Origin of the sequence: Empedobacter sp. R132-2 (assembly GCF_030324375.1) — a bacterium.
GTDB classification, from domain to species: Bacteria; Bacteroidota; Bacteroidia; order Flavobacteriales; family Weeksellaceae; genus Empedobacter; species Empedobacter falsenii_B.
Window position 1 is genome coordinate 1 of the sequence record NZ_JACAGG010000036.1, and the last position, 16,938, is coordinate 16,938.

Here is a 16,938-nt window from a genome sequence, read left to right on the forward strand (position 1 = left end):
CAACTCAAAGATAATTTGAGATCCGAAATTTACGCGCTTTTTTTACGCTTTCTTTTAACGTTTAGGACGCTAATGATATTTTTCTATAATAGCGTAAACATATTTTTCTAATCTTTTACTTGTTGTACCCGAGTTAAAATGAAAAGAAAGTAATAAATCACATATTCTTATAATTAGTGGTTTTACGATTTCTGTCGTCTTAATAATGCAATCTATATAAGCAAATACAGGTTCAAGAGCAATTTGTAGTAAATCGATTATCTTTTTTACTTCGGATATTTCTACTTTCCTTTTTTTACCTATTATTGAGGTTATTGTATCTTTTATTAATTGTTCTACTTCATCAAGAGAATACTCTTTTTGTTTTTGAGAAAATGATAACATGAAATATTGTTCAGCTTCTCTATTTGTATTAAAAAAATCAAGTAACCATTTTCTTAAATCTTCTTCTTCAATTAGTTTAAGTAAAGTTTCGCTCTCTTTTTCTTTTTTTATGCGAGTTTTTTTAACAGGTTTTAAAGAGGTAAGTTTTACGATTTCTTCTAGCATTTTTTTTTGATGAATACACCAAGATTCGTTACTTCCACAATCACAAGAATGGGAAGTAACTTCTTTATTTTTGATTACTATATTTACATCGTAACTATTCGACTGGTCATCTACAAAAGCAATAAAGTTCCCTTTTTTTTCTTCTTCTAATTCTCTAATTTCGAGTTTTTTAATATCTCTTTTGTTTTGAGAAGAAATTAATTTGAGTAAATTTTCAATAGTATTCATAAGCTTTTATAATAAATTTTCATCAACCATATTTGGTAAAGTAACCTTTAACAATGGTTCTTCTTCCATGGCGCGTTTTATGGCAAATATAGCTTCTTCGTTTCTAGCCCAAGAACGACGAGCGATTCCATTATTTACATCCCAATGTAACATGGATTTCAAGCGTTGTTCCGCATCCGAAGATCCGTCCAATAACATTCCAAATCCACCATTGATTACTTCTCCCCAACCAACGCCACCACCGTTGTGAATCGAAACCCAAGTAGCTCCTCGGAAACTATCACCAATGACATTATGTATCGCCATATCAGCTGTGAATTTTGAACCATCATAAATATTAGAAGTTTCGCGGAAAGGAGAATCTGTTCCAGAAACATCATGGTGATCACGACCTAAAACAACTGATCCGATTTCACCTTTCTCAATTGCATCGTTAAACGCTTTCGCAATTTTGATGCGCCCTTCTGCATCTGCATATAAAATACGAGCTTGCGAACCTACAACTAATTTGTTTTCTTGTGCACCTTTAATCCACGTGATATTATCCTGCATTTGTTGCTGAATTTCTTTTGGAGAATGTTGCATGATTTCTTCTAAAACTTGACAAGCAATTTCATCTGTTGTTTGTAAATCTTCTGGTTTTCCTGAAGTACAAACCCAACGGAAAGGTCCAAATCCAAAATCGAAACACATTGGTCCCATAATATCTTGTACATAAGATGGATATTTGAAATCAATTTCGTTTTCTGCCATTACATCTGCACCAGCTCGAGATGCTTCTAATAAGAAAGCATTTCCGTAATCGAAGAAATATGTTCCTTTTGCTGTGTGTTTGTTAACCGCATCTGCATGACGACATAACGTTTCTTGAACTTTTTCTTTGAATAATTCAGGATTATCAGCCATCATTTGATTTGCTTCTTCAAATGATAATCCAACTGGATAATAACCGCCAGCCCAAGGATTATGTAAAGATGTTTGATCTGAACCTAAGTCGATGTATAGATTTTCTTGGTCAAATTTTTCCCAAACATCCACCACATTTCCGTCATAAGCAATCGAAACAACTTCTTTATTTTCTTTGGCTTCGCGCACACGAGCAACCAATTCATCCAAATCAGTAATCACTTCGTCCACCCAACCTTGTTCATGACGTTTGTATGTCGCAGCAGGGTTTACTTCGGCAGTTACAGAAATAACACCTGCGATATTTCCCGCTTTCGGTTGAGCACCTGACATTCCACCAAGTCCTGCCGTTACAAATAATTTACCAGCCGTACCTTCATTATCGATTTTGCGACAACCATTCAAAACGGTAATCGTTGTTCCATGAACAATTCCTTGCGGACCAATGTACATATAACTTCCAGCGGTCATTTGCCCATATTGAGAAACACCTAACGCATTCATCTTTTCCCAATCATCCGGTTTCGAATAATTAGGAATCACCATTCCATTCGTAACGACAACGCGCGGAGCATTTTTGTGTGAAGGAAATAATCCCATCGGATGTCCAGAATACATCACCAAGGTTTGCTCTTCTTTCATTTCAGACAAATATTTCATCGTTAATAGATATTGCGCCCAATTTTGGAAAACAGCTCCGTTTCCTCCGTAGGTAATCAATTCATCAGGATGTTGAGCAACTGCAGGATCCAAATTATTCTGAATCATTAACATGATTGCTTTTGCTTGTTCCGAATTTCCAGGATAATCTGTAATTGGACGAGCATAAATTTCATAATCTGGTTTTAAACGGTACATATAAATACGACCGTATTGTTCTAATTCTTCTTTAAATTCAGGAATTAAAGTTGCATGATGTTGAGGTTCAAAATAACGTAAGGCATTTTTTAACGCTAATTTTTTCTCATCTTCTGATAAGATTTCTTTGCGTTTTGGTGCGTGACTTACGTTAGGATTTCTGTCTTTTTTTTGAGGTAAAACAGAAGGAATACCTTGTTTTATTTGTTCTTGAAAAGTCATTTTTTTGCGTGTTTTTATGTTTTGCGTTAAACGTTATAAGTTTTACGATTTTTTGTTGTTATTCTGAACTTGTCGAGGAATCTCTAAAAGTTATGCGAAGTTGAAATGAATTCAATTTGACTAATCGTTAAACCTTCCTGAACTTGTTTCAGGAAACATTATCTCTATTTATTGGAATGACATTTACTTGATTGTCGTAGTTTTTATCGTCCCCTGAGCATGTCAAAGAGTCTTCTGTATATACTAGTTCCCCATATTATTAATAGTTTATCCTTCGACAAATTCTGGATAAAAAGGATAATTTAGAAACTTAATATTAATTTTTTGAAATCATCTGTTTGTAATAAATCGATGATATTATTGATGTCATCTCCAATCAAACGATCGTCTTCTAATTTAGGACAAACCGAACGAACTTTTGCAAAAACTTCTTCTAAGAAAGCACTTGTTTTACGAGGTCTTCTAAACTCTAAACCTTGACAAGCATACATTAACTCAATTGCTAAAATACGTTCTACATTATCTAAAACTTGATTGAATTTTCGCCCAGAAATACTTCCCATCGAAACGTGATCTTCTTGTCCCAAAGAAGTCGGAATACTATCTGCCGATGCAGGGAAACACAACGTTTTGTTTTCTGTACAAAGTGCTGCTGAGGTATATTGAGGAATCATGAAACCAGAGTTTAAACCAGAGCTTTCTGTTAACAATTTTGGTAAACCATATTTTCCTTCGATCAATAAATATTGACGACGATCCGAAATATTTCCTAATTCAGATGCTGCAATTGTAGCGTAATCTAATACCATAGCTAATGGTTGTCCGTGGAAGTTTCCACCAGAAATGGCTTCTTCGTCCGAAACAACGATAGGATTATCGGTAACAGAATTTAATTCGATTTCAGCTAATTCTTGTAAATGGAAAAATGCATTTCGTGATGCACCATGAACTTGAGGCATACAACGTAACGAATATGGATCTTGTACACGACCACAATCTGCGTGAGAGAAAGCGATTTCAGAACCTTTCAATAAATTTCGCATGCGTTCTGCAACCAATAAAGTTCCTTTGAATGGACGAACTTGATGCAATTCTTCTTCGAATGGGCGAGGAGAACCTTCGTAAGCTTCTAATGATAAAGCACCCGCAACGTCAGCTAAATTCAATAAATATTCGAATTTTTCTAAACCATTTAAAGCATGAGATAAAATAAATTGTGTTCCGTTGATTAACCCTAAACCTTCTTTTGCAGAAAGATGTAAAGGTTGTAAATTATGTTTAGCCAAAGCTTCTTTTGTCGAAACAATTGTATCGCCATCCCAAACTTTTCCTTCACCAATTAATGGTAAAAATAAATGTGATAATGGCGCTAAATCTCCAGATGCTCCAACAGATCCTTTTTCAGGAACGACCGGAATAATATCTTTTTCGACCATTAGTAAAATTCGTTCCACAACATCTAAAGTCACACCAGAATATCCTTTTGATAAAGCATGTGCTTTTGCAATTAACATGGTTTTAGAAATTTCTTTCTTGATTGGATTTCCAACACCAACCGCATGACTGATTAATAAATTATGTTGAAGTTGACGCGTTTCTTCTTCAGAGATTTTAGTGTCGCAAAGTGGTCCAAAACCAGTGTTAATTCCATAAATTGTTTGACCAGAAGCAACTATTTTAGCAACGTTTTGTTGCGATTTTAAGATTTGTTCTTTACTTGCTTCATTAAGTTCAATTTCGATGTTTCCTTCTTTGATTCCTTTGTAATCCTCGAACGAAAGAAAATCGATACCGTAAGTTTTCTTGATCATTTTTTCGAATTTGTGATACTTCAAAGATAATCTTTTCATTGATTTGATAAAAGATAGAAATCATTTCAGATGTAATAAATTGAGATTTGATAAGGTTTTATAACACTATCTTTTATAAATTTGCTAAAATTTTTATGTAATGTGTGATAAACATCTTCATGACGAAATGGGGGACGACCATATTTCAGCAAACTTAGAAACGCCTTTGAGAGCTGATGCCTTTGAGTTGTCTGCTGAAGAAAAAGTGGAAAAGATAGAAGCGGATTTCCGTAACATCATGGAAACTTTAGGCTTAGATTTAACAGATGATAGTTTGAAAGGAACGCCAAAACGTGTTGCGAAAATGTTCGTAAAAGAGATTTTTGGTGGTTTATTGCCAGAGCGTAAGCCTGGAATGTCAACTTTCGAAAATAAATATAACTACAATCAAATGTTGGTTGAAAAAGATATCGTGGTTTATTCGACTTGCGAGCATCACTTTTTACCAATTGTTGGACGTGCACATGTTGGTTACATCTCGAAAGGGAAAGTAATCGGATTGTCTAAAATGAATCGTATTGTAGAATATTATGCAAAACGTCCGCAAGTACAAGAGCGTTTGACAATGCAAATTGTGAAAGCAATGCAAGAAGCGTTAGGTACAGACGATGTAGCATGTATTATTGATGCGAAACATTTGTGTGTGAATTCGCGCGGAATCAAAGACATCGAATCAAGTACAGTAACTGCCGAATATGGTGGAGCATTTAAAGATAATGAGCAATTAAGAAAAGAGTTTATTTCGTACATCGGAATGAAAACTACTTTTAATGTTTAAAATATAAATCCTATAAAATGGTAAAAGAAAATCAATTAAAATTACATAATTCCTTAACGGGACAGAAAGAAACGTTCGAACCAATTAATCAAGATAATGTTGGAATGTATGTTTGTGGACCTACCGTTTACAGTAATGTGCATCTTGGGAATGTACGTACGTTTATGTCGTTTGATATGATTTATCGTTACCTAAAATTTTTGGGTTACAAAGTTCGTTACGTTCGTAATATTACTGATGCAGGACATTTAACAGATGACGGAAATGTAGAAAATGATCGTTTTGTAAAACAATCTAAACTAGAAAAGTTAGAACCAATGGAGATCGTACAGAAATATACGGTTGATTTTCATAAAGTTTTAGAAAGATTTAATTTACTACCTCCAACAATCGAACCTACAGCGACAGGTCATATTTTGGAACAAATTGCTTTAGCAGAGAAATTAATTGATTTAGGATTTGCTTATGAAGTAAACGGATCAGTTTATTTTGATGTAGAAGCTTACAACAAAAAAGGACTTGATTATGGTGAATTGAGTAACCGTAACATCGAAGAATTAATCAATAATACAAGAGATTTAGATGGGCAAGGAGAGAAGAAAAACCCAGTGGATTTTGCACTTTGGAAAAATGCTTCGCCTGCTCACATCATGCGTTGGGCTTCACCTTGGGGAGATGGTTTTCCTGGTTGGCACTTAGAATGTACAGTGATGAGTACAAAATATCTTGGAGATTATTTCGATATTCATGGAGGTGGAATGGATCTTAAATTCCCTCACCACGAATGTGAAATTGCGCAAGCAAAAGGTTCTAATGGTCACGAACCAGTAAAATATTGGATGCATGCAAATATGTTGACGATGAATGGTCAGCGTATGAGCAAATCGACTGGAAATTACATTTTGCCAATGCAATTAGTGAATGGTGAAAATGATTTCTTCGAAAAACCATTTCATCCTGCTGTTGTACGTTTTTGTTTCTTACAAGCGCATTATCGCAGTGTTTTAGATATTTCGAATGATGCAATGTTAGCTTCAGAAAAAGGATATAATCGTTTGGTTGAAGCATTAAAAACATTAGAAACAATTACACCAAAGAAAACTTCTACCGTTAATATTGATGAATTAGAAGCGAAATTATACACCGCAATGGATGATGATTTCAATACGCCAATATTGATCGCACATTTATTTGAGGCAGTAAAAATGATTAATTCAATCAAAGATAGTTTCGAGAATATTATAGCAGAAGATTTAGAACGTTTAAAAGCAATTATGAATGGTTTTGTTCATGATGTTTTAGGTTTGGATACAGAAGTTGCAAACGAAAGTTCAGATAAATTAGATGGTGTTGTAAAAATGCTAATCGAAATGCGTAATCAGGCACGTGTAGATAAAAATTGGGCATTATCAGATCAAATTCGTGATGAATTAAGTGCATTAGGTATCCAACTAAAAGACGGCGCTGACGGAACAACTTTCACTTTTTAAGAAAGATTTATAAAATATTTAACCCACTTAGAAATAAGTGGGTTTTTTTGTATCTCTCAATTTTAGATTACTTTTGTAAGGATTTATTCAACAGGATGAAAAAAACAATCATTGGTTTATTTTTATTAGGAGCTGTTGTAGCGCAAGCTCAGGAGGATTCAATAAAAGTTTTAAAACCATTAAAAGGATCATCAACAAATGATTCGGTTACATATTATAAAACCAAAATAGACGATTATAAGTTTTGGACAAATGGCAGAAAACCAGAAGTATTGGATACGACATTAAGTATCAAAAACTATTATAATCAAAATTTTATTCGTAAAGATGTGTTCGGAAAATTATTTTTCCCGAATGTTGGAGGTGTAGTGGTGGATTTGGAGTATCAAAATACACCATTCAATCCTTCGATGTTACCAACTGGTAAAAAATACAACTATTATTACGCAAATGATATCAAATATTATGATGTCAAAACGCCATATACTGAGTTTATTTACGAGAATGGGGTAAAAGAAGGTAACTTTCTGTCTTCGACATTTTCGCATAATATCAACAAGCAATTCAATTATACGTTTCATTATCGTGGATTAATTTCCGAAGGTCGTTATAAACATGAAAAAGCGCAGAATAATACCTTTGTTTTTTCATCAAATTATAAAACAAAGTCAGAACGTTTTAAATTGTGGTGGAATTATGCAGCACAAAATCTGAAAAATAATGAAAACGGTGGAATAGAGGATATCAACGATTTTATTTTGCAAGATGATCGCAGAATGACGAATGTTCGTAATATTCCGGTGAATTCGCAAACAGCAAAATCTGAGTTTGATGCGCGTCGAATTGAATTGAATGCTTCGTACGGAATCTTAAAAAAGATGAATGAAAAAGATTCGACTTTTTATAATCCAATCGAATTGAAGAATAAATTTTCGTACGAAAAGCAAAAATATCGCTACGAGGATACGTCACCAAATGGAACTTTATATTCTACGCCGATTATAACTGGAATGGATTATAGAAGTAAAAAGAGTTTTACAGATTTATCCAATACGACAACTGCTGGTTTTCAATGGACAGATCGTGTGAAGATAGAGGCTGGTGTTAAATTCCAAAATTTACGCGTTTTTGCTGATCAAGCCATGACGATTGTTGCAGTTCCAAAGCAAATAGAGGAAAATCTTTTTGGAGTTGTTGGAAAAGTGGATTTTGATTGGAATGAAAAATTGAAACTTTACGGAAATGTTGAATATTTGCAATCAGATAATTACAAAAGTGTTTATAATGTAGATGCAGTATTAGATGTGACGCCGATAGAAGGTTATACATTGAGCGCAGGAGCGGTTATTCAGTCAAAACTTCCTTCGTTGAATGCGGTTTATAATCAAAGTTTCTTTAATAATTTTAATTACGTTAATCAATTTGAAACTGAAAATGTTCAAAATTTATTTGCAAAATTAAAGTTAGATAAAGTCAACACGACGTTAGAAGCCTCAATTTATAATATTGACAATAAAGTGTATTTGAATGATATTTTGAATTATGAGCAATTGGCGGATAATATCAATTATTTCAAGATAAAAGGTGAAAATCATTTACGTTTCGGAAAGATTAATTTAGTTTCGACAGCGCAATATCAAAAAGTAACGAAAAACGAAGAGTATATGCCTTTGCCAGATTTCTTGATTCGTGAAACATTGTATTGGCAAGGAGAATTATTCAACAAAAATGCTCAACTGCAAGCTGGTATTAATGCAACATATTTTACGAAATACAACGGTTTGCGTTACATCCCAATTCTTAATGAATTTGCTTTGCAAGACCCTGCAAGTATACAAGAAATTGGAGGTTATCCTATTTTGGATGTTTTTATCAATTTCAAGGTTCGCAATATGCGTTTTTACATTCGTGGTGAACATATCAATGCGTCGTTTACAAAACAACCTGATTATTTTGCAGCGCCAAATGTTCCGTACCGAGATTTCAAGTTTCAACTTGGCTTGAAATGGAATATTTTTAGTTAAAAAAATACAAATTATATAGAAAAACGACTTCTTGATGAGGTCGTTTTTTCTGTCCAAAATCATCTGTGTAGAATAATTCTAAATAACTATTTTTAGGGAAATTTTATACATGAAAAAATTCCTACTTTTATTTTGTTTGTTTTTCTCTCAAATCGGTTTTTCGCAAGAAAAATTATCAATTGCCGAAATCCAAAAAATAAATTCTAAAATCTTAAATACTGAACGAGAAATTTGGGTGAATCTTCCCAAATCGTATTCTAATAATAAACTTCAAAAAGTAAATTATCCTGTGATTTATGTGTTAGATGCCGAATCTAATTTTACGTTTTTAACAGGCGTAGTTTCTAAATTTCAATCTGGTTTTTATCCAGAAATGCCCGAATCGATCATTGTCGGAATTACGAATAAAAATGGTGATCGAACAAAAGATTTTACACATGTAAATGATGTTAATTTTCTGAATTTTATTCAAAATGAATTGTTTCCTTTTATGCAGAAAAATTATCGTGTGAATGATTTTCGTTTGTTAATTGGACATTCTTTAGGTGGATATTTTGCGTTGAAAACCTTGTACAACCATCCCAAAACTTTCAATGGATATGTTGCGCACGATCCAAGTGTTTGGTTTAATGACAAAGAATTATTGAATCTTTATCAAAATTTAGAAAATCATTCTTTCGAGAATCGATTCTTCATGATAACACAAGTTGGTGAAAGTCAAAATGCAGATCATTTACGAGACCATTATCAAAGTATAAAAAAGGTGGACGAACGTTTGAAATCATCAAAGAATAAATCATTGAATTATCATTACAAACAATATATTGACGAAGAACATGGTTCGGTTCCGATGATTGGCTCGATTGATTATTTGCGTTGGCAGTTTGATGGTTATCGTGTGAATATTAAAGAGATTCCGAATCAACCAAATTTGGTGAAGGATTCTTTTGAAACGATTTCTAGAAAATTGAATTATTCTTTTCAACCAACAGAAACGTATATCAATAATGTTGCAAATTATCTGGTAAAACAAAAGAAAAATGATTTAGCAAAACAGTTTTTTGAACAAAATGTGAAAAATTTTCCTGAAAGTTTACAAGCAAAAGAAGAGTTAGAAAAATTCTTAAATCTATAATAATTTGTTTTTTTGGTTATTTATTTATAGTTTTAGAATATTGATCAATACTAATTATTAAAAAATGATAATTCTGAAATTACATCATTAATTGATGATTGTTATTACTATGAGTATGAGGAAGAGTCATTTACTCTTTATTCTGATGGTAGTTGGGAATATGAATACTACTTTGAATCAGGTATATACTGTGATTAATTAGTTTAATCTACTAATAGTTTTAAGGGCCTTTAATAAAAAACAATGAAAATGTATACAGTATTAGTTATTTTAACGTTAATGAACGGATGTTCAGATAAGAAAGCTTTAACAGAAAATGAATTAAATTCAAATAGTATTTCTACTAATGAAATTAAAATGAAAAATGATAAACAAAATATTGGGATTATCAAAAATTCTTATACAATAGAATATGTAGAAACAGTAAAAATAGATGAGGCCAAGGTTGCACAATTACCAGTGCATGCACAGCAAATGATAAAAGATAGACTGTCTAAGCCAAGATACAGTGTTTTGGAAACAAATGGAAATGAATCTATTTATAAGACTTTAGCAACTGAAGATGATAAAAACAATAACCAAGTAGAAAATACGAACGGAAACAAAAGAATTGTAAAAAACACGACCATTTCATTTGTAAGTGATGTATTTTATAAAAATTTGGAAACATCAACTATCTATAAAACAACTGAAATAAAAGGCGAAAAACTTACAGTAATGCAAAAGAGTGATTTGCAAAATTTATGGAAAATTACCAATGAAACAAAATCAGTTGGAGGATATACTGCCCAAAAAGCGACTTTGGATGACCCTAAATTAGGACAAGTTACGGCATGGTATCTTTCTGAGATAGCAATAACAGATGGGCCTGAAATTTTTAATGGTTTACCAGGATTAATAGTAGAAGTAGAAACAGATAAGAAATACATTACTTTAAAATCTATTAATAAAGCAGAAAAAGAAATACAGCTTCCATCATTTTCTAATGTCTTAACGACGCAAGAGTATTCAAAGAAAATGGAAGAACTGAAGCAGTCTTCTATTTCATCAAAAATAGAAAATTCGTCAGGTGTAAAAACAAATAGAATCGTTATTAAAAGTGAATAAAAATAGATGAAAAAAATAGTTTATTTTAAGTTCTTTTTTTTCATCAGTTCGTTACTATTTGCTCAAAATTTGTCTATAAATGGTTATGTAAAAGATAATAACTCCGAACCACTACATAATGCAGTGGTTCAGTTATTTTTAGACGATACGTTTAAAGGTTTTAAAAAAACAAATAGTCAAGGTTTTTTTAATTTTATCAATTTAGAAAAAGGAGTATATACACTAAAAGTTAATGTGCTTAATTATTCTCAATATCAAGAAAATATCGAACTAAATGAAGGTAAATCTATCGAAATATTTTTATCAGAAGAACTTGTTAAATTAGAAGAAGTAATTATTAACAACAAAAGCTTTGGTAAAGTAAAAGAAGATACTATACAATATAATTTAGCAGCAATAAGAACTGGTAATGAAAGAACTTTAGGCGACTTAATAGAAAAGTTGCCTGGATTGCAAATTGATGAAAATGGCGTAGTATATTATCAAGGTAAAAAAATGGATAATATTTTGATTGATGGTGCAGAATTTTTTGGAAACAAACATCAATTAGCAACAAAGAATATTACCGATGAAATGATAGAAGGTATTGATTTGATTTCTAATTACCAACCTAATGATATATTAAAAAGCTTTAGTTCTGGAGGAAAAAAAGTATTAAATATTAAACTAAAAGAAAATTATCAAAATACAATATCTGGGAACGCTTCTTTTGCGTTAGGTAATGATTTTAATACAAATAATAGAATAAACTTATTCAATTTCAATAAAAAAGGCAATATCGCTTTTATCAATCATTACAATACAATAGGAGAAGTCGCTATGACGATGGAAGATTATTTTGAGTTGAACCAAACCATTAAAAGAAATGGTAATGGTGTGTCTAAAATAGATGAAAAGGATATTCCCAGTTTTCTTAGAGAACAACGGAATTTTTATGATCGTAAAAACTTCTTTTCATCACTAAATTATAATCAGAAAATTAACGACAAATTATTAATTAAAAATTATACTTTATTTGATTTTAATACTTCGATTAAAAGACAAGATACATACAAAAATTATGGGATTTTCAAATTAAATGAAATTCAGCAAATTGATGAAAAACCCTATTTTGTTCAAAATGTATTCAATTTGGATTGGAAAATTAACAAAAATAATTACGTAGTATTAGATTCAAAATTTGATTATACTCAAAACACAATAGATTCTGATATTAATCAAAATTTATATTCTGAAAATAGTAAAGAACAAAATTTTATTCAGAAATTAAATTGGTTTAATGTTTTAAATGATAATTTATTGGGAGAATTGACATTAGATTTTAATTCTCAAACAAAAAATTATCTAATAACAGAACAAGAAGAAATTAATACGAACCAATCAAAATTTAATCTTTATAAAATCGGGTACTCAGTAAAATCTTCAAAAAATAAATTTACATATAATTATTATACCAATACATCATTACAAAATTATAATTTATCAACCTTAATAAATCAAAAAAATAAAGAAGAAAATAGATTGTTTAATGCAGTAATAGGAGGTGTGTTTAGTTATTTATACAATAAAAATCTTTTAATATCTTCAAGTTTAATTGTTAATTACTATAATTCTAATCAAAAATCATTAGAACAAAATTTTAGTATTTCTCCAGTAGTATCTCTTGCATATACATTAAATAAAGGAGGAAAATTAACCTTAAAGTATTCCTATTTAGATGCCGGAATTCCAACTTTAGATTTTCTAAATACCTACGAAAGAAGAGTAGATTATTTAACAATATTAGACCAATCATCAATAGACGAACTATTTATAAAAAGAACAAACAGTGTGTCGATAAATTATTTAAAACTAAATCTAAGTAAAGGAAGAACATTTTTTGTAAATGTAAGTTATGATCAAAATAAAAATGATATAGCTGAAGATATACGTTATCAAAATAATTTAATTTACAAAGCGTTTTTTAAGGCAGAACAAACAGATAATTTGTTACTTTTTATTAATTATGATTATATTTTTAATAAAATTCCCATAGCTTTTAAAGCGAATGGAATTCTTAATTATACAGAAAATGTTCAGAAAATTAATAATGAATTAAATAATCTTTATTCAACTAATTTTAATCTAAAAACTAATTTTACATCAAGATTTAAGTCAAATTTACAAGTTTATTATAAAAACACATTCCAAGTGTTTGTTAATGATAATAAGAAAATTGATAGACAAAATATATTTACTATAAAAAATGATTTTGGAGTTACTTACAATTACAAGAATGCTAAAATTAAAGTAGGAGTTTTAAATGATAATCAAATTATTAAAAATATAGAAGTAATAAAAAATACAAACTGGAACTTTTACACTGAAATTGATTATAAATTAAAAAATTTTGATCTATTTATTCAAGGATTTAATTTTATTAATCTTAATCAAAATTCTATGTTAAAAAATATTTCTACAACAGATTATCAAGGTTACGTAAATCTTAAAACTTTATCTGGATATTTAATGGGAGGTATAAGATTTAATTTATAAAAGACTATTTTTAGTAGAATTATCATCAACTTGGTATAAGCAAAGAATAATTTCTATCTTAGTAAAAACAATCTTCATGAAACGATTTATTATCTTATCAACCTTTATATCATCTATAGTTTTTGCGCAAGAATTACACTTAGATCAAGCCAAAAAAATATTTGAATTACCAACGCATTGTATTTCTGTAGAATACCCGAATAAATTAGGAAATGTTTTGGGAAGTGATGCAGATCTTAAAACGCCAAAGCAATTGCGTCCAATTTTTTATGGTTGTTTTGATTGGCATTCGTCTGTGCATGGATTTTGGTCGATTGTGAAATTGATGAAAAATTTTCCTGAATTGGATCAAAATAATCAGGTTAGAAATGAGTTAAATCAATTGATTACAGCAGAAAATGTTGCGGTTGAAATGGCCTTTTTCAATGATAAAAATAACAAGAATTTCGAGCGTACTTATGGTTGGGCTTGGTTGTTACAATTGCAAATGGAATTGAATCATTGGCAAGATAAAGATGCGCAAGTTTGGGCAAAAAATATGAAACCTTTGAGTGATTTGATTATTGTTCGATACAAAGAATATTTGCCGAAATTAGTTTATCCAATTCGTACAGGTACGCATGATAACACAGCTTTTGGTTTGAGCTTAGCGATAGATTATGCACGTTCTGTGAATGATAAAACATTCGAAAAAGTGATTACTGATAATGCAAATCGTCTTTATTTAAAAGATAAAAGTTGCAATATTGCTTTCGAACCAAGTGGATCAGATTTTCTTTCGGCTTGTTTGGAAGAGGCTTTGTTGATGTCTAAAATTCATCCGCATGATGAATATAAAAAATGGTTGAAATCATTTTTACCACAATTGTTTGATAAAAAACATGAGCTAAAACCTGGAATTGTTTCGGATCGTACGGATGGGCAATTGGTTCATTTGGATGGTTTGAATTTTAGTCGTGCAACGGCTTTGTATCAAATTTCTGCAAAATTACCAGAGTTAAATTATTTGAATGATTGGGCAAATCATCACTTCAATTATTCGTTCAATAATATTTCAAATGATGATTATATGGGAAGTCATTGGTTGGGAACTTTTGCACTTTATGCGCTGAAAACCAAACGTGAAACTAAAAATTAGCTAATAATAGGGATTTTATAACGATAGAATTGAATCTAAATTTGTTTCAAACAAAACTATACGAAACATTAAATTTTAATTCTATGAAAAAATATTTTTATATCGTCATTGCAGTTTTAGGTCTTGCAGCATTCGGATTTAGTCAATATTCGAAAAGTCAATTAGAAGATCAATTGGCTAAAACAGGGAAATGCGTAGAAGGTGTTGTTGTGGAAACTAGCGGAACATTTAAACGTCCGAAAGCAACTATACAATATCCTGTGAATGATGAAGTTTATGAAGTTACTTTACGATCTAGAGCAGACGTGGACGAAGTTGTATTGATGAAATATGATACGCTGAATCCAGAAGAAGTGTTGCTTGTAGATAATTGTAATTAATTATAGTCTCAAGTTTAAATGAAAAATCCACCAAGTAATTGGTGGATTTTTTTATAGAGATGAATTATTTCTAACGATTAAATTTCTTCTAATGTTGGAATAAATTCTTCTTCAATTTCTTTGAAAGTAGCTTCCAAATCAACTAAATTATCTTGTGTAACTAACTTTGTGCGATAAGGTTTAAAATTTGGAATTCCTTTGAAATAATTGGTATAATGCATACGTGTTTCCAAAATTCCTGTACGTTCACCTTTCCAATCAATCGCCCAATTTAAGTGATTTTTAGCCGCTTCCATTCGTTCTACAATTGTTGGTTCTGGTAACAATTCTCCTGTTTCTCGATAATGTTTAATTTGCTCGAAAATCCAAGGATAACCAATCGCCGCACGACCAATCATCACACCATCAACACCGTATTTTTCTTTGTATTCGATCGCTTTTTGTGGCGAATCAATATCTCCATTTCCAAAAATTGGAATCTCAATATTCGGATTCGATTTTACCTTTGCAATCGGTTCCCAATTTGCTTGTCCTTTATACATCTGCGTACGCGTACGTCCGTGAATTGACAAGGCTTTGATACCTGTTTCTTGCAAACGTTCTGCAACTTCATAAATGTTAATCGAATCAGAATCCCAACCCAAACGCGTTTTAACAGTAACTGGTAAATGTGTACTTTCAACAACAGATTTTGTTAAACGTACCATCAAATCTATATCTTTTAATACACCAGCTCCAGCGCCTTTACAAACCACTTTTTTTACAGGACATCCAAAGTTAATATCAACAATATCAGGCTGAACAGTCTCGACAATTTTAGCTGACATCGCCATGGCTTCTTCATCTCCACCAAAAATCTGAATACCAATAGGACGTTCGTAATCAAAAATATCTAATTTTTGACGACTTTTTATTGCATCACGAATCAATCCTTCAGATGAAATAAACTCTGTATACATCAAGTCTGCACCATGCATTTTGCATAGGCGACGAAATGGCGGATCACTCACATCTTCCATTGGTGCAAGCAATAAAGGGAAGTCTGGTAATTCTATGTTTCCTATCTTTACCACGAAATAATTTTTTGCAAAATTACATAAAACTTATGAAAGAAGAACGAAAGTCCGAAGGTGTAAATCAATATTTAAAATTTTCTGCGATGGGAATACAGATGGCGGTAACGATTGCGTTATTTGCTTGGTTAGGAACATTTTTGGATAAAAAAATGGAAACAGAGAAGCCATTATGGACGGCTGGCTTATCTTTGCTGGGAGTTTTTGCAGGATTATATTTGATGTTGAAGCAATTACCAAAAAAATAATTTTAATGATTAAGAAATTTATTCTTTTAGCACTTTTTTTTATTGCAATGGTTGCAATTTTTTGTGGTATTCATTACGCAATTGTTGCGCATTATAATTTTAGCGAAAATCCGCTAATTGTTCCAAAAATGTATTTAATAATTGGATTAATTACATTAATGATTTTGCAAGTTGGTTGTTTTGTGAAGATAAAATTTCCAGAATATGTTGGTTTTGCCTTTATGGGAGGGATGATTGCGAAGATGGCAATTGTATTAGCATTGATTGTTGTGAATGAACAAATTAAATTAAATGTTGTGCAATTAATTATAAGTTATTTTGTAATTTTGCTAGCCGAAGTTTTAGTGTTTATTCGCTTAATTAATTTAAAGTTAAAAAAAGTTTAATGATTTTTAGCATTTGACTTTGGTAAGTGGT

The 16,938-nt window shown here is 31.1% G+C and carries 14 protein-coding genes; 10 read left to right on the forward strand and 4 right to left on the reverse strand.

Annotated features, from left to right (window positions below):
- Positions 1–69 precede the first annotated feature (69 nt).
- From HXZ69_RS13005 to hutH, 3 genes are all read right to left on the reverse strand, one after another.
- Positions 70–777: a hypothetical protein gene (locus tag HXZ69_RS13005; protein ID WP_286496222.1), complete on the reverse strand. Its 708-nt coding sequence runs from the start codon at positions 775–777 to the stop codon at positions 70–72.
- A 6-nt stretch (positions 778–783) separates the two neighbouring features.
- On the reverse strand, positions 784–2,763 hold the full coding sequence (gene hutU / locus HXZ69_RS13010; RefSeq protein WP_286496223.1) for a urocanate hydratase: 1,980 nt from the start codon (positions 2,761–2,763) through the stop codon (positions 784–786).
- 302 nt (positions 2,764–3,065) lie between these two features.
- Positions 3,066–4,574 (reverse strand): histidine ammonia-lyase, encoded by a 1,509-nt coding sequence (hutH, locus tag HXZ69_RS13015; protein ID WP_286496225.1) that lies wholly within the window; start codon positions 4,572–4,574, stop codon positions 3,066–3,068.
- Positions 4,575–4,713: 139 nt separating this feature from the next.
- Here hutH and folE point away from each other — a divergent pair, with 139 nt between their 5' ends.
- The 8 genes from folE to HXZ69_RS13055 all read left to right on the forward strand — a co-directional run bounded on the left by folE (position 4,714) and on the right by HXZ69_RS13055 (position 15,200).
- Positions 4,714–5,391 (forward strand): GTP cyclohydrolase I FolE, encoded by a 678-nt coding sequence (gene folE, locus HXZ69_RS13020; RefSeq protein WP_114997904.1) that lies wholly within the window; start codon positions 4,714–4,716, stop codon positions 5,389–5,391.
- A 17-nt stretch (positions 5,392–5,408) separates the two neighbouring features.
- Entirely contained in the window at positions 5,409–6,881 is a 1,473-nt protein-coding gene (gene cysS, locus HXZ69_RS13025; RefSeq protein WP_286496226.1) for a cysteine--tRNA ligase, read from the forward strand.
- Positions 6,882–6,976: 95 nt separating this feature from the next.
- Complete coding sequence (locus HXZ69_RS13030; protein WP_286496227.1) at positions 6,977–8,905, forward strand: putative porin; 1,929 nt, start codon at positions 6,977–6,979, stop codon at positions 8,903–8,905.
- Positions 8,906–9,014: 109 nt separating this feature from the next.
- Positions 9,015–10,040, forward strand: a complete 1,026-nt coding sequence (locus HXZ69_RS13035; RefSeq protein ID WP_286496229.1) for an alpha/beta hydrolase — start codon at positions 9,015–9,017, stop codon at positions 10,038–10,040.
- Between the two features lie 249 nt (positions 10,041–10,289).
- On the forward strand, positions 10,290–11,147 hold the full coding sequence (locus HXZ69_RS13040; RefSeq protein WP_185144215.1) for a GLPGLI family protein: 858 nt from the start codon (positions 10,290–10,292) through the stop codon (positions 11,145–11,147).
- Between the two features lie 6 nt (positions 11,148–11,153).
- A complete protein-coding gene (locus HXZ69_RS13045) occupies positions 11,154–13,682 on the forward strand; it encodes a TonB-dependent receptor (RefSeq protein WP_125350595.1) in 2,529 nt (842 codons plus the stop codon).
- Between the two features lie 76 nt (positions 13,683–13,758).
- Positions 13,759–14,820: a DUF2891 domain-containing protein gene (locus HXZ69_RS13050; RefSeq protein ID WP_286496230.1), complete on the forward strand. Its 1,062-nt coding sequence runs from the start codon at positions 13,759–13,761 to the stop codon at positions 14,818–14,820.
- Between the two features lie 83 nt (positions 14,821–14,903).
- A complete protein-coding gene (locus HXZ69_RS13055; protein ID WP_221854236.1) occupies positions 14,904–15,200 on the forward strand; it encodes a hypothetical protein in 297 nt (98 codons plus the stop codon).
- Positions 15,201–15,277: 77 nt separating this feature from the next.
- Here HXZ69_RS13055 and dusB read toward each other — a convergent pair whose 3' ends face one another.
- Entirely contained in the window at positions 15,278–16,273 is a 996-nt protein-coding gene (gene dusB / locus HXZ69_RS13060; RefSeq protein WP_286496232.1) for a tRNA dihydrouridine synthase DusB, read from the reverse strand.
- 32 nt (positions 16,274–16,305) lie between these two features.
- Between dusB and HXZ69_RS13065 the strand changes: the two genes are divergently transcribed.
- Together HXZ69_RS13065 and HXZ69_RS13070 are read left to right on the forward strand one after the other, a co-directional pair.
- Positions 16,306–16,521 (forward strand): AtpZ/AtpI family protein, encoded by a 216-nt coding sequence (locus tag HXZ69_RS13065; protein ID WP_286496233.1) that lies wholly within the window; start codon positions 16,306–16,308, stop codon positions 16,519–16,521.
- Between the two features lie 5 nt (positions 16,522–16,526).
- Complete coding sequence (locus tag HXZ69_RS13070) at positions 16,527–16,907, forward strand: hypothetical protein (RefSeq protein ID WP_286496234.1); 381 nt, start codon at positions 16,527–16,529, stop codon at positions 16,905–16,907.
- The last annotated feature ends 31 nt before the right edge of the window (positions 16,908–16,938 follow it).

What these genes read in the sequence shown, in the direction of transcription:
- HXZ69_RS13005 (WP_286496222.1), bottom strand. Translation starts at nt 777, where the DNA reads ATGAATACTATTGAAAATTTACTCAAATTAATTTCTTCTCAAAACAAA.
- hutU (WP_286496223.1), bottom strand. Translation starts at nt 2,763, where the DNA reads ATGACTTTTCAAGAACAAATAAAACAAGGTATTCCTTCTGTTTTACCT.
- hutH (WP_286496225.1), bottom strand. Translation starts at nt 4,574, where the DNA reads ATGATCAAGAAAACTTACGGTATCGATTTTCTTTCGTTCGAGGATTAC.
- folE (WP_114997904.1), top strand. Translation starts at nt 4,714, where the DNA reads ATGTGTGATAAACATCTTCATGACGAAATGGGGGACGACCATATTTCA.
- cysS (WP_286496226.1), top strand. Translation starts at nt 5,409, where the DNA reads ATGGTAAAAGAAAATCAATTAAAATTACATAATTCCTTAACGGGACAG.
- HXZ69_RS13030 (WP_286496227.1), top strand. Translation starts at nt 6,977, where the DNA reads ATGAAAAAAACAATCATTGGTTTATTTTTATTAGGAGCTGTTGTAGCG.
- HXZ69_RS13035 (WP_286496229.1), top strand. Translation starts at nt 9,015, where the DNA reads ATGAAAAAATTCCTACTTTTATTTTGTTTGTTTTTCTCTCAAATCGGT.
- HXZ69_RS13040 (WP_185144215.1), top strand. Translation starts at nt 10,290, where the DNA reads ATGTATACAGTATTAGTTATTTTAACGTTAATGAACGGATGTTCAGAT.
- HXZ69_RS13045 (WP_125350595.1), top strand. Translation starts at nt 11,154, where the DNA reads ATGAAAAAAATAGTTTATTTTAAGTTCTTTTTTTTCATCAGTTCGTTA.
- HXZ69_RS13050 (WP_286496230.1), top strand. Translation starts at nt 13,759, where the DNA reads ATGAAACGATTTATTATCTTATCAACCTTTATATCATCTATAGTTTTT.
- HXZ69_RS13055 (WP_221854236.1), top strand. Translation starts at nt 14,904, where the DNA reads ATGAAAAAATATTTTTATATCGTCATTGCAGTTTTAGGTCTTGCAGCA.
- HXZ69_RS13065 (WP_286496233.1), top strand. Translation starts at nt 16,306, where the DNA reads ATGAAAGAAGAACGAAAGTCCGAAGGTGTAAATCAATATTTAAAATTT.
- HXZ69_RS13070 (WP_286496234.1), top strand. Translation starts at nt 16,527, where the DNA reads ATGATTAAGAAATTTATTCTTTTAGCACTTTTTTTTATTGCAATGGTT.